Annotated in this window: 20 protein-coding genes; 3 read left to right on the plus strand and 17 right to left on the minus strand. The window is 64.2% G+C overall.

Annotated features, from left to right (window positions below; all coding sequences use genetic code 11):
• Positions 1-78: 78 nt before the first annotated feature.
• Positions 79-774: an endonuclease NucS gene (gene nucS, locus NFU08_RS17295; protein ID WP_174179159.1), complete on the plus strand. Its 696-nt coding sequence runs from the start codon at positions 79-81 to the stop codon at positions 772-774.
• 301 nt (positions 775-1075) lie between these two features.
• On the plus strand, positions 1076-1279 hold the full coding sequence (locus NFU08_RS17300; protein WP_011692441.1) for a cold-shock protein: 204 nt from the start codon (positions 1076-1078) through the stop codon (positions 1277-1279).
• A 166-nt stretch (positions 1280-1445) separates the two neighbouring features.
• Here the strand turns inward: NFU08_RS17300 and NFU08_RS17305 are convergent, their stop codons facing one another.
• The 14 genes from NFU08_RS17305 to NFU08_RS17370 all read right to left on the minus strand — a co-directional run bounded on the left by NFU08_RS17305 (position 1446) and on the right by NFU08_RS17370 (position 14901).
• Entirely contained in the window at positions 1446-3983 is a 2538-nt protein-coding gene (locus NFU08_RS17305) for a DUF2156 domain-containing protein (protein WP_251424891.1), read from the minus strand.
• Positions 3980-5290 (minus strand): alpha/beta hydrolase family protein, encoded by a 1311-nt coding sequence (locus NFU08_RS17310; protein WP_251424893.1) that lies wholly within the window; start codon positions 5288-5290, stop codon positions 3980-3982. The genes NFU08_RS17305 and NFU08_RS17310 overlap by 4 nt, the downstream gene beginning before the upstream one ends.
• A gap of 5 nt (positions 5291-5295) precedes the next feature.
• Positions 5296-5727, minus strand: coding sequence for a DUF2550 domain-containing protein (locus NFU08_RS17315; RefSeq protein ID WP_174179153.1), 432 nt, complete (start codon positions 5725-5727; stop codon positions 5296-5298).
• A 10-nt stretch (positions 5728-5737) separates the two neighbouring features.
• Positions 5738-6022, minus strand: a complete 285-nt coding sequence (locus tag NFU08_RS17320) for a F0F1 ATP synthase subunit epsilon (protein ID WP_174179151.1) — start codon at positions 6020-6022, stop codon at positions 5738-5740.
• 1 nt (position 6023) lies between these two features.
• Positions 6024-7478: a F0F1 ATP synthase subunit beta gene (atpD, locus tag NFU08_RS17325; protein ID WP_104184908.1), complete on the minus strand. Its 1455-nt coding sequence runs from the start codon at positions 7476-7478 to the stop codon at positions 6024-6026.
• An 83-nt stretch (positions 7479-7561) separates the two neighbouring features.
• Positions 7562-8452 (minus strand): F0F1 ATP synthase subunit gamma, encoded by an 891-nt coding sequence (locus tag NFU08_RS17330; RefSeq protein ID WP_104184909.1) that lies wholly within the window; start codon positions 8450-8452, stop codon positions 7562-7564.
• Between the two features lie 73 nt (positions 8453-8525).
• Complete coding sequence (gene atpA / locus NFU08_RS17335; RefSeq protein ID WP_066277086.1) at positions 8526-10163, minus strand: F0F1 ATP synthase subunit alpha; 1638 nt, start codon at positions 10161-10163, stop codon at positions 8526-8528.
• A gap of 79 nt (positions 10164-10242) precedes the next feature.
• Entirely contained in the window at positions 10243-11070 is an 828-nt protein-coding gene (locus NFU08_RS17340) for a F0F1 ATP synthase subunit delta (protein ID WP_174179149.1), read from the minus strand.
• A complete protein-coding gene (locus NFU08_RS17345) occupies positions 11070-11621 on the minus strand; it encodes a F0F1 ATP synthase subunit B (RefSeq protein ID WP_066277091.1) in 552 nt (183 codons plus the stop codon). Before NFU08_RS17345 ends, NFU08_RS17340 begins: the two co-directional genes overlap by 1 nt.
• Before the next feature lie 52 nt (positions 11622-11673).
• The gene (gene atpE, locus NFU08_RS17350) at positions 11674-11877 is read right to left on the minus strand and encodes an ATP synthase F0 subunit C (protein WP_009356484.1); all 204 of its coding nucleotides are present in this window, start codon (positions 11875-11877) and stop codon (positions 11674-11676) included.
• A gap of 107 nt (positions 11878-11984) precedes the next feature.
• Positions 11985-12785, minus strand: a complete 801-nt coding sequence (gene atpB / locus NFU08_RS17355) for a F0F1 ATP synthase subunit A (RefSeq protein WP_174179147.1) — start codon at positions 12783-12785, stop codon at positions 11985-11987.
• A gap of 81 nt (positions 12786-12866) precedes the next feature.
• Positions 12867-13205 carry a hypothetical protein gene (locus NFU08_RS17360; protein ID WP_174179145.1) on the minus strand — a complete coding sequence of 113 codons (339 nt, stop codon included), beginning with the start codon at positions 13203-13205 and terminating at the stop codon, positions 12867-12869.
• Positions 13198-13680, minus strand: coding sequence for a hypothetical protein (locus tag NFU08_RS17365; protein ID WP_251424895.1), 483 nt, complete (start codon positions 13678-13680; stop codon positions 13198-13200). Before NFU08_RS17365 ends, NFU08_RS17360 begins: the two co-directional genes overlap by 8 nt.
• A 108-nt stretch (positions 13681-13788) precedes the next feature.
• Positions 13789-14901: an MraY family glycosyltransferase gene (locus tag NFU08_RS17370; RefSeq protein WP_251424897.1), complete on the minus strand. Its 1113-nt coding sequence runs from the start codon at positions 14899-14901 to the stop codon at positions 13789-13791.
• Between the two features lie 284 nt (positions 14902-15185).
• Here NFU08_RS17370 and NFU08_RS17375 point away from each other — a divergent pair, with 284 nt between their 5' ends.
• A complete protein-coding gene (locus tag NFU08_RS17375; protein ID WP_174179139.1) occupies positions 15186-16082 on the plus strand; it encodes a glycosyltransferase in 897 nt (298 codons plus the stop codon).
• A 25-nt stretch (positions 16083-16107) separates the two neighbouring features.
• Here the strand turns inward: NFU08_RS17375 and NFU08_RS17380 are convergent, their stop codons facing one another.
• The 3 genes from NFU08_RS17380 to prmC are packed head-to-tail and all read right to left on the minus strand — an operon-like array spanning position 16108 to position 18647.
• Positions 16108-16881: a WecB/TagA/CpsF family glycosyltransferase gene (locus NFU08_RS17380; protein ID WP_174179137.1), complete on the minus strand. Its 774-nt coding sequence runs from the start codon at positions 16879-16881 to the stop codon at positions 16108-16110.
• Positions 16881-17762 carry an L-threonylcarbamoyladenylate synthase gene (locus NFU08_RS17385; protein ID WP_251424899.1) on the minus strand — a complete coding sequence of 294 codons (882 nt, stop codon included), beginning with the start codon at positions 17760-17762 and terminating at the stop codon, positions 16881-16883. The genes NFU08_RS17380 and NFU08_RS17385 overlap by 1 nt, the downstream gene beginning before the upstream one ends.
• Positions 17763-17774: 12 nt before the next feature.
• Positions 17775-18647: a peptide chain release factor N(5)-glutamine methyltransferase gene (prmC, locus tag NFU08_RS17390; RefSeq protein WP_251424902.1), complete on the minus strand. Its 873-nt coding sequence runs from the start codon at positions 18645-18647 to the stop codon at positions 17775-17777.

Raw genomic sequence — 18647 nt, forward strand, 5'->3', positions numbered from 1 at the left:
CATATTCCTGCGGGCAAGCCCGGGGGCGGTGGGCACCGGCTGCCAGCTGCGTCCGCTGCAGACGGTAGTCTGTACGGCGTGCGACTTGTCATAGCCCGATGCTCCGTTGATTATGTTGGCCGGCTCAAAGCCCACCTCCCGCTTGCCACCAGGCTCCTGCTGGTGAAGGCCGACGGCTCCGTCCTGGTCCATTCAGACGGCGGTTCCTACAAGCCGCTCAACTGGATGAGCCCCCCGGCCACGCTCAGGGTTTCCTCCCCGGAAGACGTGGATCTCGAGCTGGGGGTGATGGAGCAGTGGACCGTCCAGTCGGCCAAGACCGATGACCGGCTCATCATCAACATCCATGAAAAGCTCGATGAATCGTCCCACGACCTCGGCGTTGACCCCGGGCTCATCAAGGATGGCGTGGAGGCAGACCTGCAGCGGCTCCTGGCCGAACAGATCGAGACCCTGGGGACGGGGTACTCCCTCATCCGCCGTGAATACTTCACCGCCATCGGTCCGGTGGATATCCTGGCGCGCGATGCCGAGGGCGCCACGGTTGCCATTGAGCTGAAGCGGCGCGGCGATATCGACGGCGTGGAGCAACTCACGCGATACCTCGAGTTGCTCAACCGCGATCCGCTGCTGGCCCCGGTGCGCGGAATTTTCGCGGCCCAGCAGATCAAGCCGCAGGCCAAGGTCCTTGCCAATGACCGAGGCATCGATTGCGTCACGTTGGACTACGACGCCATGCGCGGCGTTGACGACAGCGAGTCCCGGCTTTTCTGACGGTGCCGCCCGGTGGTCCTTGTCCGGTGAAGGATGCCCTGACGTGCGCATTAACCTCCTCTTTGTCCAAAATTTATCCGTTTTGAAGCCCAAACCGTTGACCTGCGGGAATGGGCATGAAATTCTTATCTCAGTCTTTGTGTAGGTGTTTTTTCATGCTCGCAAGACATGTTGCGAGCGCGAAGCTCCTGCACCGCCGGTTCCTTTTCCAGGGGCGGCACACCAGGATTCTTCTCGCGGAGTGACCAAGGCCGGCACGAGGTGTGCCGATCTTAAAAAGTTCCACAATGAGGAGAAATAAATGGCACAGGGAACCGTCAAGTGGTTCAACGCTGAAAAGGGCTTCGGCTTCATTACCCCGGATGACTCGGACGGTGACGTCTTCGTCCACTACTCCGAAATCCAGACCGGCGGCTTCAAGACCCTCGACGAGAACCAGCGCGTCCAGTTCGAAATCGGACAGGGCGCAAAGGGTCCGCAGGCTACCGGCGTAACGCTGGTCTAGTCTCCGCCCGCCGCCCGCACCAGCGGTTGGCAGCAAAATGGTCCCCGGCATTTATGCCGGGGACCATTTTTATGTTCAGTTCCAGAAGCCGGAGTTGCAGGACAAAAGGCGCGGATTCCCGGCCGCCCGTTTCGGAAGAAATGCATCGGTAAAGGCAGCGCGAGATTCATTTTCCTAAACTTCGCACCAGACGCGCGCCCTGCGCGAGGGAGAGCCCGGGGAGGTAGGCGCGGGTCAGCGCCCGGCCAATGGCCGGAAGGTGCAGCGGGTCCTGGTAAAAAAGGTAGAGTGCGCGGTACTCGGGCTTGAACCTTGATTTGAACGCCGCCAGGGACCGGAACCCGTAAACAGGTTCCAGCGCGTGCCCCACGAGGTCCAGGATTTTCACCAGGTTCTCCGGCCCCGGCTGCCCGTCCTCCCCGCCATCGGGAAGCCGCGCCAGCGGGGAGCCCGACAGGGAGATGACCTCCACCGAGCCGCGCAGCTCCAGGACCGCGGAGGCGATCAGGAACTCCATCACCCCGGGAAAACCCTCGGCGCCACGGCGCATGACGTCCAGTGTCCGGCTGACCGGCCGCCCGCCGTCGTACACGGGAAGCCAGCTGGTGACGCCGTGGACGGTTCCGTTGCCGTCCACGGCGAGGCAGCACAGCACCTCCTCGTCCTCAAGCTCGTCCACACCGCCCAGGGTGAAGCCCATCTCGGGGACAGACTTTCCTGCTGCCCACTCTTCGGACACCTCGCTCAACCGTGACCGGAGCGCCGCCGGCAGCGAGTGGTAAGGCCCCCACACGGCACGAACGCCCAGCTTGGCGGCCCGGTTCAGCGCTGTCCGGACGTTCTGCCATTCCTTGCCTTTGAACTCAAGCTCGCGGATCGGCAACCGCGTTTCCTGGGCAACGGCCACCCGGGCGAACCCCTGCTCCTGAAGTGCCGGCCACAATGTGTCATCGCACGAATACAGTGCCGGAATCAACGCGTGGCTCCTGCAATAGGCCAGGAATTCGCCGGTGACGCGCTGCTGGGCTTCCTTCGGTCCGAAGGCTCCGCCCAGGGTGAGGGCAACGCTGCCGTGCTGCTGGAAGGCGACGGCACCCTTGCCGTCGGAACTGAACCAGTAAGTGTTGGGTTCCCACAGCGCCATCCACGAGAGCGGGCCGCCGCCCTGGCGCAGGAGCGACCGGGCCCTCTCCCTGTCCTCCACGCCGGAGTCTGTGCCATGGGCCTTGCCCAGCAGCACCCACCACACGGCGGCAAGCGCGATGACCCAAAACACCGGTCCGGAATAGGCAAACAGCACGGATTCCACGGCATTGCGGTCAGCGAAAACGCCGCGGTAATGCTGCGGGATGGGGATGGGGACATACTGCCTGGCCAGCTCGGCCAGCAGTCCCAGCAACCCGCCGTCGCGCTCCAGCCCTCCTGACCAGAACCAGGCCAGCGCGTAGGAGCCGGCCAGCGCCAGCCATGTTCCTCCCGCCACCGCCGCAAGCACCCGGCGGGCGTACGGCGCTGTCTGCACCCGGAACTGCCACCGGTTCAGCCACAGGACCAGCGCCAGCAGCAGCGGCACCACCACAAGGGGCAGCACGTGGGCAAACGCCGAGCCCAGCGGTCCGGCATTGGGCACCTGGCTCCTCGAGGGCAACAGCGCGAAGAGGGCAAGGTAGACGGCGGCCAGCGCCGTAACGGCCAGCTGGATGGCGATGGCAATGTTCAGGGCAAGGCGCCGGCCGCGGCGCATGCCGTCCGCGCAGATGAGCAGCAGGGCTACCGGGACCACCGCCAGGGCAAGCCCGACCGGACCGGCAAAACCGGCCCGGCCCTCTTCCAGGCAGGAAGCCTCAACCGTGGCGCCGCAGTTGAATGCAAGCTGCCCAAGCGTCGGCAACGGATTCAGGACCACGTCGCGCAGCAGGGCCAGCGGACCCGTGGGCGCCCGGGCGATGCCGGTCAGGATCGGTCCCACGGCAAAGACGGCGACCGTCAGGGCCAGGAGGTTCCTGGTTTCGCGTCCGGTTGAACGGTGCCGGTGGAGCTGTCCCTGGTCCCCCTGGATCCACCACCCGGCCAGGAGCCCCAGCACGGCGCCCAGCAGTCCGATCACGGTTTCAGCGTGGCCCACGTACAGGACCAGCAGGAGCGAGATGGACAGCACGGCTGTCCGGAGCCTGCGCTGCCACAGGACCGGCAGCCGCGCGCTTCCCGCCAGTCCCGCCGTCAGCAGCGGGGCGTAAGGGCCCACCAGGACGTCATCCGACATCCGGTCCAGCCAGCCGTCCCCCACGTACCCGGCAACCTGAGTCACCAGGAGGAACAGCGTGACGGCGGCGAACTGGCCTCCCAGCAGCAGCGCGATGGCCGCCCGCGTTCCCAGCCTGCGTTCGGCGGGCCCCAGGAAGACCACAATCATCAGTGCGGCCACCAGGTAGGCCAGCGGATTCGTGGCGAAGAAGAGGCTGGTAAAGAGGGACCACCAGGTGCCGTCCCGAAGCCCCGGCCCGCTGACGCCCGCAAGTCCCAGCAGCTGTTCGGGCGGGCCTGCCGCGAAGCTGCCGGTCACTGCCCCCACGGCGAGGAAAAGACCGAGCACCACAAGCGTAAAGGGGGCCGATTTCAGGGCTGCCTTCACGTCATGGAGGGCAGGCAGCACCACCGTGGACCAGGCGAGGCGGGCAGTACGCACCTGCCTGTCAGCGTTCACCTCTCCAGCCCCCACCGCTCGGCCAGGAAATCGAGTGCGTCGCCGATACGTTTCGAGGAGGTATCCCAGGAGTGGCCGGTATGCTCCACCTCGTAGGCGCGCACCGTAAACCCGGCATCCTCCGCCGCTGCGGCCAGGGTGCGGAGGTAACCGACGAATTCCGGGTCGTCCTGCCCGGCGGTCAGGTAGAGTCCGCTGCCTTCAAAGCGCCGATCTTTCATGATGGCCAGGGGAGTCTGCCGTACGAAGGCTTCGGGGTCCCCCGGAAAGGACGCCTCGATGGTCTTGTGGCGCTCCTTGGCAATCGCGGGCTCCGCCTCGCCGGAGAAGGACAAGACCGAGGGGAAGAGGTCCGGATGCCTGGTTCCCAGCTGCAGTGCGCAGGTGCCGCCGAAAGAGAACCCCCCGGCCGCCCACCTGCGATGGTCTGTGTCGACGGCGAGCGTGGACTTTATCCAGTGCGGGACGTCCTGGGAGAGGTAGGTGTCCGCGCGTGCAATCCGGCTGTCCATGCACATGGTGTTGGCGGACTGGGACCCGTTGGGGTCGGGCACCACCACCACGGGCGCCACTCCCCCGTGCGCGGCGGCAAAGGCGTCCATGTGGGACTGCAGCGCACCACCGGTCAGCCAGTCCGCCGGGCCGCCCGGCTGACCCGCCACCAGCACCAGCACCGGGAGGGCGGGACGGTTCTGTGCAAAGTAGGCGGGTGGAAGGTAGATGTAGGCTTCCCGGGTATCCATTCCGGAGACATCCCCCGGGATCACGGACCGGCGCAGCGCTCCGCCGCCCGGCATCTCCCCCTCCGCGGTCCAGCCCTGGAGCGTGGCACCGTCGGCCTCGCCAGGCTGGCGCATCAGGTCCCGCTCCAGCGCGGGGACCCTGGCCAGTGCCGTGCCGAAGAGGTCACTGACGGTGCGGTTGAGGCCATAGTAGGCATTGATCTGTACCGCCGAGAGAGCCGCGACCAGGAGGACTGCGGCGAGCCCGGTTCCACGGCTCCGCCAGGTGCCGCGGGGCACCCGCAGGACCAGGAGGATGAGGGCGGCGACGGCGGCCACGATCCAAAGCAGGACAGCGTCCGGGATGTTCGCGGTGAAGACGGAGAAGACGTTGATGAGGGCCCAGTGCACGGCGAAGACCAGTGCAATCGCTGCAGCTGCGCCTGCCAGGACCCGGAGAAGCCAGGGCCGGGGAAGGATGCCGGAAGGGGGCACCAGGAGGTACAGCGCCCCGGCGAGGCCCAGGATGAGGGACAACCAGTAGACCGGCCCGTCCACGAGCCGGACCTCGAAGAGCCAGTCCACGTCAGCTAGCGCCAGGTGCCGACGCCGATGACCGGACCGGCCTCCAGCCAGGACGAGAGGCCTGTGTAGGCATCGAATTTCATGGCGAGGCGCAGGTCCTTGCCTTCATAACGCAGTTCAACGATCACGACGTCGGGCTGGACCTTCACGGCCTCGGCCTCCGTGGGTTTGCGGCGGCCCAGCAGTTCAAGGCTGTGGCGCTTGAACTTGTGTTTGGGCCGGACGCTGAGGGAGAGCAGCCGGAACCACTCGAGGTCGTTGTCCTGATAACGACAAACCCCCATCTGCCAGCTGTTTCCAGCCATGCAAATGGAGGCGTCCACCGTGCCGAGGGCACGCCGCAGGTTGAAGCGGCGCACCCCCGAAAGGCACAGTGCAAAGATCAGCAATCCAAAAGCGATTGCCATGGCGATGAACGGAAGACTGGATGCGTCCATCAAGGTGATGCTAGCGGATCCCAGCGGTAACCGAGCCGCCCAGCTGGGCGTTGTCAGCAACGATGACCACGCGGTTGTTGTCCACGGAGAAGAACCCGCCGTCGACTTCTACCGCGATACGGTCTCCCGATACCGGCTGGATCGCCAGTTCACCCTCGGCCAGGATCGCCAGCAGGGGCGAGTGGCCGGGCAGGATTCCGATTTCACCATCGCTGGTGCGGGCCTTGACCATCTTGGCCGCTCCGGACCACACGAAGTGGTCCGCTGCGACAATCTCAACCTCAAGCTCAGCCATATTACTTGGTCTGTTCCTGGATCTTGGCCCACTGGCGCTCGACGTCGTCGAGGCCGCCGACGTTGAAGAACGCCTGCTCCGCGATGTGGTCGAGGTCGCCGTCGCAGATCGCTGTGAAGCCTTCAACGGTGTCCTTGATGGAAACCGTGGAGCCCTCGACGCCGGTGAACTGCTTGGCGGTGTAGGTGTTCTGGGAAAGGAACTGCTGGATGCGGCGTGCACGCGACACGACGATCTTGTCCTCTTCGGAGAGTTCATCCACACCGAGGATGGCGATGATGTCCTGGAGTTCCTTGTTCTTCTGCAGGATCTGCTTCACGCGGACAGCCGTGTTGTAGTGGTCCTTGCCGATGTACTGGGGATCCAGGATGCGGGAGGTCGACGTCAGCGGGTCAACGGCCGGGTACAGACCACGGGAGGCGATTTCACGGGAAAGTTCCGTGGTCGCGTCCAGGTGTGCGAAGGTCGTTGCCGGAGCCGGGTCGGTGTAGTCATCTGCGGGAACGTAGATGGCCTGCATCGAGGTGATGGAGTGGCCCTTGGTGGACGTGATGCGCTCCTGCAGGAGGCCCATCTCGTCTGCCAGGTTGGGCTGGTAGCCCACGGCGGACGGCATGCGGCCGAGGAGGGTGGAAACCTCGGAGCCTGCCTGGGTGAAGCGGAAGATGTTGTCGATGAAGAGCAGCACGTCCTGGTTCTGCACATCGCGGAAGTACTCCGCCATGGTCAGCGCCGACAGGGCCACGCGGAGGCGCGTTCCCGGCGGCTCATCCATCTGGCCGAACACAAGGGCGGTGTCCTTGAGGACGCCTGCCTCTTCCATTTCAACCCAGAGGTCGTTACCTTCACGCGTACGCTCGCCGACGCCGGCGAATACCGAGGTACCACCGAAGTTGCGGGCCACACGGGTGATCATTTCCTGGATCAGAACGGTCTTGCCCACGCCGGCGCCGCCGAAGAGGCCGATCTTTCCACCCTTGATGTACGGGGTGAGGAGGTCGATGACCTTGATGCCGGTTTCAAGCATCTCGGTGGAGCCTTCGAGCGAGGCGAAGTTCGGTGCCTTGCGGTGGATCGGCCAGCGTTCGCTGATGTCCAGTTCCGACTCTGCAACGTCCAGGGGCTGGCCCAGCACGTTGAAGATGTGGCCCTTGACGCCGTCGCCAACGGGTACGGAGATGGGGGCGCCGGTGTCCACGACGTTGGTGCCGCGGACCAGTCCGTCGGTAGCCTGCAGGGAGATGGCGCGAATGAGGTTGTCGCCCAGGTGCAGGGCGGTCTCGAACGTGATGGTCTTGGTTACACCGTTGAGAGTAATCTCGGTGGTGAGGGCATTGTAGATGGACGGGATTGCGTCGGCCGGGAATTCGACGTCGACAACCGGGCCGATTACGCGCGCAATGCGGCCGGTGGCACCGGACGTTGCGGCTACGTGTTCGGTAGCAGTGGCAGTCATCTCTCTCACTTCACTCAGTAGATGGCGTGGGTTTAAGTTTATCTGTGGTGGTGCAGGTCCAGCGGAATCCGGTCTGCTGCTGGCTAGGACGCGAGGGCGTCCGCGCCGGCAACAATCTCGGAAAGCTCCTGCGTAATTTCAGCCTGGCGGGCCGTGTTGCGCAGACGCGTGTACTTCTTGATGAGGTCCGTGGCGTTGTCGCCGGCGGACTTCATGGCCCGCTGGCGTGCAGCAAGCTCGGAAGCTGCCGCCTGCAGCATGGCCGCGAAGATGCGTGACTCGATGTAGCGCGGCAGCAGAGCGTCAAGAACGCGCTCAGTTTCCGGCTCGAACTCGTACAGCGGCAACAGGTCCGATTCAGAAGCGGCCTGCTCTTCCACTACTTCCAGGGGAAGCAGGCGGATGACCGTGGGCTCCTGGGTGACCATGGACTTGAAGCGGGTGTAAACCACGTGGATCTCGTCCACGCCGCCCTCTTCGTAGTCGGTCGCGAACTCGGCCAGCAGTGCTTCGCCGATTTCACGCGCGGTGGTGAACTCAGGCGCATCTGTCCCTCCGGTCCAGACCCGTGCGTATTCACGGTTCCGGAAATCGAAGTAGGCCTGGGCCTTACGTCCAACGACGTAAGTCTTAACTTCCTTGCCTTCTTCGTGGAGCAGCTCGATGAGACCTTCCGCCTGCTTGAGCACGCTGGCCGAGTAGGAACCTGCCAGTCCGCGGTCCGCGGTAATTACCAGGACGGCGGCACGGCGGATCTGCTCCGGCTCAGTGGTCAGCGGGTGGTCGATTTCGCTTTGGCTTGCGACAGCAGAAACGGCGCGCGTGATCGCGTTCGCGTAAGGCAGTGAAGCTGCTACGCGCGCACGGGCCTTGCCGATGCGCGAGGTAGCGATCAGTTCCATCGCCTTGAAGATCTTGCGCATCGACGTGGTCGAGCTGATCTTCTGGCGGTAGACCCGGATCTGGGCTCCCATACTTATCCTTTCCTAGCGTTCCGTAGGCCGGGTGTGCCGGGTCCCGTGGACCCGGCACACCCTGCCAATGGAACTAGCGCTTCTGCTTGACGATCTTTTCCTGGTCAACCTGGCCCTCGTCGATGGCGGCATATTCCTCATGCCCCGCACCCACCAGGTGGTTGTCACCCTCGCCGAAGAAGCCCTTCTTGAAGTCGACGATTGCCGACTTGAGAGCTGCCGCGGTGTCATCGTCCAGCACGTTGGTCTGCGCCAGCGTGGTGAGGATCGAGGACTTGTGCGTCAGGTGCTCCAGGAACTCGGACTCGAAGCGGCTGATGTCCTCAACCGGAACGTCGTCCAGGTAGCCGTTGGTGCCGGCCCAGATGGAGACGACCTGGTTCTCAACCGGGAACGGTGAGTACTGGCCCTGCTTGAGCAGCTCCATGAGGCGGGCGCCACGGGTCAGCTGCTGGCGCGATGCGGCATCCAGGTCCGAGGCGAACATGGCGAATGCCTGCATGTCGCGGTACTGGGCGAGGTCCAGCTTCAACGTACCGGAGACCTTCTTCATGGACTTCACCTGTGCGGCGCCGCCCACGCGGGACACGGACACACCCACGTCAACAGCGGGGCGCTGGTTGGCGTTGAAGAGGTCCGACTGCAGGAAGATCTGGCCGTCGGTGATGGAGATGACGTTGGTCGGGATGTAGGCGGAGACGTCGTTCGCCTTGGTCTCGATCAGCGGCAGGCCCGTCATGGAACCGGCACCCAGCTCGTCGGACAGCTTTGCACAACGCTCCAGCAGGCGGGAGTGCAGGTAGAACACGTCGCCCGGGTAGGCTTCGCGGCCCGGCGGGCGGCGGAGCAGCAGCGACACTGCACGGTAGGCCTCAGCCTGCTTGGAGAGGTCATCGAACACAATAAGGACGTGCTTGCCGCCGTACATCCAGTGCTGGCCGATGGCCGAACCGGCGTACGGTGCCAGGTACTTGAAGCCTGCGGGGTCGGATGCCGGAGACGCCACGATGGTGGTGTACTCCAGTGCCCCGTTGTCCTCGAGGGTCTGGCGGATGGCGGCGATGGTGGACGCCTTCTGACCGATGGCCACGTAGATGCAGCGGACCTGCTTGGTCACATCGCCCGAAGCCCAGTTGGCCTTCTGGTTGATGATGGTGTCGATCGCGATGGCCGACTTGCCGGTCTGGCGATCGCCAATGATGAGCTGGCGCTGGCCGCGGCCGATCGGGATCATGGCGTCGATGGCCTTGAGCCCGGTCTGCATCGGCTCGTGCACCGATTTGCGCTGGGTCACGCCGGGAGCCTGGAGCTCCAGTGCGCGGGTGGTTTCGGCCTTGATCTCGCCGAGGTCGTCGATGGGCATGCCCAGCGGGTCGACAACACGGCCAAGGAAGGCGTCGCCCACGGGAACGGACAGAACCTGTCCGGTGCGGTGGACTTCCTGGCCTTCTTCGATGCCGGTGAAGTCACCGAGGATGATGACGCCGATTTCGCGGACGTCGAGGTTCTGGGCCAGGCCCAGCGTGCCGTCCTCAAAGCGAAGCAGCTCGTTCGCCATGACCGAGGGAAGGCCCTCAACACGGGCGATGCCGTCACCAGCGGTAGATACGCGGCCGACCTCTACGCGTTCTGCGTTTCCGGGTTCGTAGGACGCCGCGAACTCGTTCAGCGCATTACGGACGTCGTCGGCGTTGATGGTCAATTCGGCCATCTGCAGTCCCTGCTCTCCTGTTTTGTGATCACCGTTGCCGGTGACCGGGGTTTCTATCAGTTTGTTTGTGCTTGTCCGGCTAGCCGGCCAGCTGGCGTTGCAGCTCGCCCAGCCTGGTGAGTACCGAAGCGTCGAGCACTTCGTCACCGACCTGGACGCGGATGCCGCCAATGAGTGCCGGATCAACGTTGAGGTTGATCTTCAGTTCCCGCCCGTACATGGCGTTCAAGCCCGCCTGAAGGCGTGCAAGCTGCGTCTGCGTCAGGGGACGGGTCACATTGACCGTTGCAATCCAGCGCTGCTGCCGCTTGGCTGCAAGCTCCGCAAAACGTTCCACCAGCCGGGTGGGCTTGATGCCGCGGGGTTGGGTGACGGCCTGCCGGATGAGGACTTTGGCTTCCTCACTGGCGCCGGGCACCAGCTTTTCGGCGAATGCCGACTTGGCTGCGGCGCTGGCCTGTGTTTCGGACAGAGCACGTTGTACCTCGTGGCTGGAGGCAACAGCCTGGTTGAAGGAGAACAGATCGTTCTCCAGTTCTTCCAGGCCAGTGATTCCGGAGGCAGAAACGGCCGACTTGTTTTCGGCAACGGAAATGACCACCGTTGCGGCAAGAGTCTCGAGTGCATCGCCGATGTCACGGGCAGTTGCCCAGCGCAGGCTGGCCAGTCCGCTCGCGATATCTGCAGCATCAGCGGAGACTTTTCCGCTAACCAGCTGCCTGACCAGCGCCGACTTTTCGTCACCGTTGCGGGACGGGTCAGTCAGGGCGCGGCGCAAGCCAGCCGAGCTGTCCACCATTCCCAGAATTCCGAAGAGTTCCTTTGCCAGCTGCAGCGACGCCGTCGGAAGCTTGGCTTCCAACGCAGTCAGCGCTGTTGCCAGCGATTCGCTCGATACGCCTGCCATTACTTAGCTGCACCTGCGTTCTGGGTCTCCAGATCTGCCAGGAAGCGGTCCACGACCCGAGCTGCACGCTCATCGTCGTTGAGCGATTCGCCGACGATCCGGCCGGCCAGGGTGGTGGCCAAAGTGCCGACCTCGGAGCGCAGGGACACAACGGCCGCCTGGCGCTCGGATTCGATCTGGGCGTGCGCCTGGGCCGTGATGCGGGCAGACTCTGCAGCTGCCTTCTCCTTGAGATCCGCGAGGATCTGGGCACCTTCGGCGCGGGCTTCCTCACGGATGCGGTTGGCTTCGGTGCGGGCGTCGGTCAGCTGCTGCTTGTACTCTTCGAGTGCAGCAGAAGCCTCAGCCTGGGCCTTTTCAGCCTTTGCAATGCCACCTTCGATGGCCTCGGCACGCTCGGCGAAGGTCTTTTCGAACATCGGGACAACGAACTTGACCACGATGAACATGAGGATGGCAAAGCCCACGAGGACAACGCCCATTTCCCAGATGTTGGGAACCAGGGGGTTGACTTCGCCCTCAGTGGCGGCTGAGATGATCAGCTGATTCATATTTCACCCGTCCTTTTCTACTCGGTTCTGTAAGTTCGCTTCGCTCTAAGGACTAGAGAACGAAGGCGAAGACCAGGCCGAGGATGGCGAGGGCTTCGGTGAGCGCAAGGCCGAGGAATGCGATCGGCTGCAGGACGCGCTGTGCTTCCGGCTGACGTGCAACGCCGTTGATGTAGGCAGCGAATACGAGGCCAACACCGATACCACCGCCGATTGCGGACAGACCGTAACCTACGAGGTTGAGATTGCCTTCCATTTTTCTTCCTTTCAAGATGCCACCCGTGTGGCAGGTTGTTTGGGTTGCTCTATCCCCGCGAGGGGAAGTTTTTGTGTGCCTGCGGCGCGATGCCGTGCGGCGGGTGCCTAGTGGCTGTCGGCGTGAAGCGCGCCTTCGATGTAGATCGCGGTCAGCAGGGTAAAGACGTACGCCTGCAGGACCATGATCAGGGCTTCAAGCATGTACATGGCGATCGCGCCGGCGAGGACCAGGAGCGAGGATCCCTTGAGCAGGATGTTCTCCTGCATGACGAGGAACTCGATGCCGTAGCCTGCGATCATCACGATGAGGTGGCCTGCCAGCATGGTGGCGAACAGACGGAGGCTGTGCGTGACCGGCCGGACCAGGAAGTTGGAGATGATCTCGATCGGGATCACGATCGGAAGGATGTACCACGGCACGCCTGAGGGCACGGTGGCCAGCTTGAAGTAGCGGAGCCCGTTCTTCTTGACGCCGATGGCGATCCAGGTGAAGTAGACGATGCCGGCCAGCACATAGGCTCCGCCCACGTGCGAGAACGTGGGGAGCTGGAAGAACGGGATGGCGCCGTAGATGTTGTTAACCAGGATGAAGAAGAAGAGGCTGAACAGCAGCGGGACGTACTTGATGAAGTCCTTGCCACCGATGATGTCCTTGGCGATTCCGTTGCGGACGAAGCCGTAGGCGGCCTCGCCGGCGAACTGGAGCTTGCCGGGTACCAGCTGCTGCTTGCGTGCAGCGAGCACGAAGAAGACGGCGATAAAGACGACAGAGAGGAGGACCAGCAGCATCTGCTTGGAGAATCCTTCTGCGGCACCCCACGGCAGGATTGCCGGCAAATGCATTTCGTTAATACCAGGAGGAGTGAACTCTCCTGAATCTTGGGCCGGGAGCGCAAGCGCGATCAACGCGTTTCCTCTCTGCAGTGTCCATCATTGGGCGTTGGGCGGGGATCGGCAGCCTGATGGCCTGCTGTTCCCCTTGTGAAATTATTTGGCATTAGTGTCGCCGTCCTGGGACGGCCCGCTGGCAGCATGGCGCTCCCCAGCGTTGTTTCGAGAACTGGTAAGGCCATGCATGTGGGAAAGGTAAAAACCTCCGACGGCTCCAAGCAGAGCGCCTGCGAGCACAATCCAGCGCGTTCCCCACACGTAATCCAGTCCCCACCCTATCAAACTCCAGACGATGATTCCGCCAATGATGTAGCTGAATACGGCCATGCCGGCGTTGTATCCGCCGCTGGTTCCGTCGCCTGATACACCGGGAGCGGGACCGCTCGATCCGCCGTTGCCGGTGTTGCCTTGGCTGGGCTTCTTCGGATCACGCATCGGGGTTTTCCTTGGGTTCTGGATCGTTGTAGATCTGGAGGCGCGCCTTGCTGAAACCGTAGATCTCAGCAGCCTGCCACAGCACCACCGCGGTGACGGCGCCGGCCACAAACCAGCGCCCGTCCAGCCACTGCGGTGCTCCCACGACGAACAGGACGACGGCGAAACCGACCACCTTGACGAAGTAGGTTGCCACGAACATGCCAATGGCACCGGAAGGATTGCTGCGGCCCACGAAGTGACCTACGAGGAGGCTGATGCCGAAGAACAGCATCACCAGCAGGCCACCGGCCGTACTGGACAGCACCCCGGTCACGCCATCCAGCAGCATGGCCGGTACAGCGCAAAGCAGGAGTCCGCACGCCGACGCGATCGAACTCAGCTTGAGGAGGTACAGCCAGAGCGACGGCGTGGGGCCGGATGCGCCAACGCGTCCATTGCCGGACAGAGGTCCGGACTCGGCGTTGGAGGTCATTCGATCCCAATCGTCGGCACCTGCGGCAGATCGTCAACAGGCTGTGTGGAGGGGCAGCTTTGGCTGCCCCTAAATTCTACACGAGATAGAAATATTTCCGCACGGACGTTACGCCCGGGTCTCTTCCCCCCGGCGGGCCAGGTAGGGCCAGGCGGTGATGAGGCCCATGACCAGGGTGGCGAAGAGGTCGATGGACAGCACAATCTGCCACGGAAAGATGGCGAAGGCCAGTCCCCCGAAGGAGAGGATGGCGGTCCAGAGGTACATCAGGATAACTGCGGTGCGGTGCGAGTAGCCGATGTCCAGGAGCTTGTGGTGCAGGTGGCCGCGGTCGGCGGACCAGGGCGATCGGCCCCGGGCAGTCCGTCGCACCACCGCCAGGCCGAGGTCCAGCAGCGGAAGGAAGAGGACCGCGAACGGAAGCAGGATGGGAATCACCGTGGAGATGCCGTTGACCCTGTCGTAGAGCCCCGAGGTGATCTGTCCCGTGGACACCACGCCCGCCGAGGCCATCAGCAGCCCGATCAGCATGGCGCCGGAATCGCCCATGAAGATCTTGGACGGGAACCAGTTGTGCGGCAGGAAGCCCAGGCAGCTGCCCACCAGGACTGCCGTAATCAGGGTCGCGAGGTCTGAATAGTCCAGCAGGACAGCGTTGCGATGCACCCAGTAGGCAGTGAAGAAGAACGCCGTGCCGCCGATGATGGCCACTCCTGCGGCAAGGCCGTCCAGCCCGTCGATGAAGTTGAAGGCATTCATCGTGGTGACGATCAGTCCGGCAGTCAAAAGGACCCGGACGGTTTCATTTTCGAGGTAGATCGGCTCCGGAACCCAGGGGACAATGGTCATCTGGACCCCCCAGACGGCCACGGTCAGGCCCGCAATGCTTTGGCCAATCAGCTTCACCCACCACCGGATGTCCAGCAGGTCATCGGCGACGCCCACCAGCACAATGACGGCTGCGCCTGCGAGGACGCCCCATGGCGAGAAGTTGTTCCGGTAGATGTCCTTCACGAAAAAGGACTGGCTGGCGACGATGAGGGCCACCATGACACCGAGGAAGATCGCCACGCCGCCCAGGCGGGACACGGGAATGGAATGCATATCGCGGCTTCGGATGGGCATGTGGAGTTCGAGCCGGTGGCCGACGACCCGTGCTCCCCATGTAGCCGCATAGGACACGACAGCAGCCGTCAGTCCCATCAGCAGGTACATGATCATGGGGCGGGTTCCGTTTCCGGGGAAACACTGCCGCCGGGCAACGGCAATGGCAGCTGGTCCTTGGCTATGGGGCTCACTGGCCGGGAATCTGTTCTTCGATAAATGAAACTTCTCCGTCGCCGAGCGCAGCAGGCAGTGCGTATTTCCTCATACGCGGTGCCTTACAGGGCTGTATTACAGTGGACTCTAGTCAAAGATACTAGCGCCAACAGCTTCATGGCTTCGCGCCACACTGGCGCATTGCGAGCGGGGAAATCCCTGTCAGCCATGCTGAAAGGACCCCCATGACCCCCCGCATAGCAGTTGCTGCCGTGACCTTCGACCGGCCGAAGGAACTGGCCGTCCTGCTGGATTCCATCAATGCCCAGACGGCCGCAGTGGACACCATCTGCCTGGTTGACAGCGGCAAAACCCCGGCCCGTGACACAGCCGATGAACATCCGAACGTTGATTACGTCCGCTCGGAGGCCAACCTCGGCGGCGCTGGCGGCTTCGCCCTGGCAGCGCTCAAGGCAGTGGCGAGCGGAGCCAAGTGGATCTGGATGATGGATGACGACGCCGAACCGGCGGATCCGGAATGCCTCGCCACGCTGCTGCGTGAGGCCGAGGCAAGGGACCTGGAGGCGGTGGTTCCGCTGGTGACCGCGCCTGGCCAGCCGGACCGGCTGTCCTTTTTCTTCCGCCTTGACGGCAAGGTGACGCACAGCCGCGCCGAGGTGGAGAAGCTTGGCTTCCTGCCCAACGACGGGCACTTCTTCAATGGCGCGCTGATCCGCTCCGACGTCTTCTTCAAAGTGGGACTGCCGGACATGCGGCTGTTCATCCGCGGCGACGAGGTGGACTTCACCATTCGGCTGCGCAAAGCGGGCATCAGGTTTGGCACCGTGACCACCACCGCCATCAGCCACCCGCATGCGTTCTCGGAAACCCAGCATGTGTTTGGCGCAGGCTGGCACGTCATCGTCCCGGAGTCAGCGTTTAAGCGGTACTACTATTACCGGAACCGCGGCTACCTGATCCGCCGGTACTTCCGCGTCCGGTCCTTTATTGCGGACGTAGGCGGGTATGCAGGCTATTTCGCGCAGCGGCGGGACTTTAAAGGTTTCCTGGGGTGGGCCAGGTCCTTCTCCACCGGCCTTCGCGGCAAGGGCTTTGCCCCGCTGGAAGACCAGAAGTTCTAGAAAGGGCTTGCGGTCCCGCCCCCATTTACTTGCCGGGCCCGGGAAGGGCCCGCTTCACTCGGCGGCTCCCAAGGAGCCACAGCAGGACCCAGGGCTCTCCGAGCACGCGGTAGGCAACACGGCGGGGATGCAGCAGCAGCCGCCAGGCCCATTCCAGCCCCATCCGGCCCAGCCAGCGTGGGGCAAGCTTCTGGAAGCCGGCCAGCTGTTCGATGGCTCCCCCCACCGCGCAGTAGATAGCCGGCGGCATGTCGGCGAGGCGCCGCTGCAGCACTTCCTCCTGGAGGGGCATGCCCAGGCCCAGCAGGACGAGCTGCGGCTGCTGCGCGTGGAGCCATTCAACAGCCCGGTCTTCGAGATCCCCGTTCCAGCCCTCCCCGGGCAAGCCCGCCACCCGGGCAGCAGGGACAATCAACTCAAGTTGCCTGACGGCCGCGGCATTTGCCTCGGGGCCTGCGCCGATCACGGCAATCCGCTCAAGACCCTGCACCTCTCCCAAAGCTGGGAGCCAGTCCGTGGTACCCAGCCGGTAGTCCATGACGGGTCCTTGGGCTTTGCCGGTCCTCCCCCACAGCCAGAGCACGGGAGCGCCATCCAGCAAAACCACATCACTGCGCTGGTAGAGGTCCCGGAAGCCCTCATCCGAGAGGGTCAGGGTGACGCTGTGCAGGTTGTGCCCCAGCACCGTGCGGGTGGAGCCTTCCTCGACGAAGCGGCTGAGTTCAGCCATCAGGTCCGGCACGCGAAGCGGGGTCGCATCGACCTCCAGCACCGGGATCCGCTGGCGGTCAAGCGCCATCACGGTTCAGGGTTCCGAACCGGAGCCGGGACAGCTGTATGCTCCCCGGAAGGAGATTCCACAGCGGCAGTCTCATCAATCGGAGACCCGCAGGCAGGTGCGGCTTGGGCACGTGCAGCTTCGTCAGGTGCCGGTGCTGCTTCGGCATGTGCAGCTTCTGCCGGGGCCGCTTCGTCAGGTGCTGCTGCTTCTCCTGCCGGTTCCTCCTCGGCCATGGGGATCTCGCCCATGCCAAGGACTCCGGGTACGTGTTCGCGAAGCTGGTCCAGGGTGACCGCACCGTTCCGGACCACGCGCAGGCGCGGACCCGTGGCGTCCACAATCGTGGACGGTACTGCGGCCTCGCCTTCCAGCGGCCGGAAGCCGCCTTCGAGGTAGACCTCCACGGAGTCGGCCAGCTGCTCGCGGGCCGCAGCAGCTGTCTGTCCGGGGGCATGGCCGGTGCGGTTGGCCGAGGATACGGCCAGGGGTCCGGTAAGGGTCAGCAGTTCCTGGGCAATCTCATCGTCCGGCATGCGGAGGGCCACAGTGCCCTTGGTCTCGCCAAGGTCCCAGTCCAGGGATGGCTGTGCGTGGAGGATGAGGGTGAGGCCTCCGGGCCAGAACGCTTCCGCCAGTTTGCGGGCGTCGGCCGGGACGTCCGTGGCGAGGCCGTCCAGGGCGTTGATCCGCGGGATCAGCACGGGCGGCGGCATGGCCCGGCTGCGGCCCTTGGACACCAGCAGCATGGTCACGGCCTGGGGCGAGAAGGCGTCGGCTGCAATCCCGTAGACCGTGTCCGTGGGAAAGACGACGCACTTCTTTTCGCTGATGGCCCGCTGGGCGTGCTCAAGTCCCTTGGCACGCTCGTCATCGCTGGTGCAGTTGTAGGTAGTGGTCACTCGCCTATCCTTTCATTCGCTGTGGTCCGGATCCGCGAGCACGGCGCTGGTGGCGCGCTCCTTGCCGTTAAGGTCCAGATGCGTCCTGATCCCGGTCCAGTTTCCTGTACCCGCCAAATGGTCCGAAATCCAACCCGCCTGGACTTCTGCGTGCTCCATCACAAAGTAGCCCCCCGGCCGCAGGAGGCGGGCAGCGGAGGCAGCGGCCGCCGTCGGAAGTTCCATTCCGTCCGCTCCCCCGCCGTACAGCGCCTCCGGCGGGTCATGAAGGGCGACTTCCGGCTCGGTGGGGACGGCTTCGGCGGGAATGTACGGCGGATTGGACACCACGACGTCGAAAGTCCCGTTGAGCTCAGGCAGCGCGTCCCGCAGGTCCCCGAGCACAAGCCGGACACCCAGCGGGGCCAGGTTTTTTGCTGCCCAGGCGTGGGCGAAGGGGCTGAACTCGACGGCGTGCACCTCCGCACCAGGGACCTCGTGGGCGATGGAGCCTGCGATGGCACCCGAGCCCGTCCCGAGGTCGACGATCCGCGGGCGGGCCATCCCGCGGACGTGGTCGATGACCAGCTGCGCCACCGATTCGGTCTCAGGGCGGGGTACGAAGACGCCGGGGCCAACGGCCAGCTCGAGGTAGCGGAAATGCGCCACTCCGGTGATGTGCTGCAACGGTATGCGGCTGGCGCGCTCCGCCACCAGCGCCTCGTAACCCTCCGGCGCGGGCGCATCCCCCAGCATCATGGCACGCAGGCGGCCGAGCCCCACGTTCAGCAGGTGGTCGGCCAACAGCTCGGCGTCCACCTGCGGACTGGGGACGCCGGCGTCGCGGAGGATATCCGTTGCCGCGCTGACAGCATCCGCGAGCGACTGGCCTGGCTCGAGTGTCAT

Source organism: Pseudarthrobacter sp. NCCP-2145 (assembly GCF_023708005.1).
Classification (GTDB): domain Bacteria; phylum Actinomycetota; class Actinomycetes; order Actinomycetales; family Micrococcaceae; genus Arthrobacter; species Arthrobacter oxydans.

Coding starts and splice junctions, on each gene's coding strand:
- NFU08_RS17380 (WP_174179137.1), bottom strand. CDS start 16,881: ATGGCGCTTGACCGCCAGCGGATCCCGGTGCTGGAGGTCGATGCGACC.
- atpE (WP_009356484.1), bottom strand. CDS start 11,877: ATGGAAGGCAATCTCAACCTCGTAGGTTACGGTCTGTCCGCAATCGGC.
- atpA (WP_066277086.1), bottom strand. CDS start 10,163: ATGGCCGAATTGACCATCAACGCCGACGACGTCCGTAATGCGCTGAAC.
- prmC (WP_251424902.1), bottom strand. CDS start 18,647: ATGACACTCGAGCCAGGCCAGTCGCTCGCGGATGCTGTCAGCGCGGCA.
- NFU08_RS17345 (WP_066277091.1), bottom strand. CDS start 11,621: ATGAATCAGCTGATCATCTCAGCCGCCACTGAGGGCGAAGTCAACCCC.
- NFU08_RS17360 (WP_174179145.1), bottom strand. CDS start 13,205: ATGCGTGATCCGAAGAAGCCCAGCCAAGGCAACACCGGCAACGGCGGA.
- NFU08_RS17340 (WP_174179149.1), bottom strand. CDS start 11,070: ATGGCAGGCGTATCGAGCGAATCGCTGGCAACAGCGCTGACTGCGTTG.
- NFU08_RS17300 (WP_011692441.1), top strand. CDS start 1,076: ATGGCACAGGGAACCGTCAAGTGGTTCAACGCTGAAAAGGGCTTCGGC.
- NFU08_RS17375 (WP_174179139.1), top strand. CDS start 15,186: ATGACCCCCCGCATAGCAGTTGCTGCCGTGACCTTCGACCGGCCGAAG.
- atpD (WP_104184908.1), bottom strand. CDS start 7,478: ATGACTGCCACTGCTACCGAACACGTAGCCGCAACGTCCGGTGCCACC.
- NFU08_RS17330 (WP_104184909.1), bottom strand. CDS start 8,452: ATGGGAGCCCAGATCCGGGTCTACCGCCAGAAGATCAGCTCGACCACG.
- NFU08_RS17365 (WP_251424895.1), bottom strand. CDS start 13,680: ATGACCTCCAACGCCGAGTCCGGACCTCTGTCCGGCAATGGACGCGTT.
- NFU08_RS17315 (WP_174179153.1), bottom strand. CDS start 5,727: ATGGACGCATCCAGTCTTCCGTTCATCGCCATGGCAATCGCTTTTGGA.
- NFU08_RS17320 (WP_174179151.1), bottom strand. CDS start 6,022: ATGGCTGAGCTTGAGGTTGAGATTGTCGCAGCGGACCACTTCGTGTGG.
- NFU08_RS17370 (WP_251424897.1), bottom strand. CDS start 14,901: ATGATCATGTACCTGCTGATGGGACTGACGGCTGCTGTCGTGTCCTAT.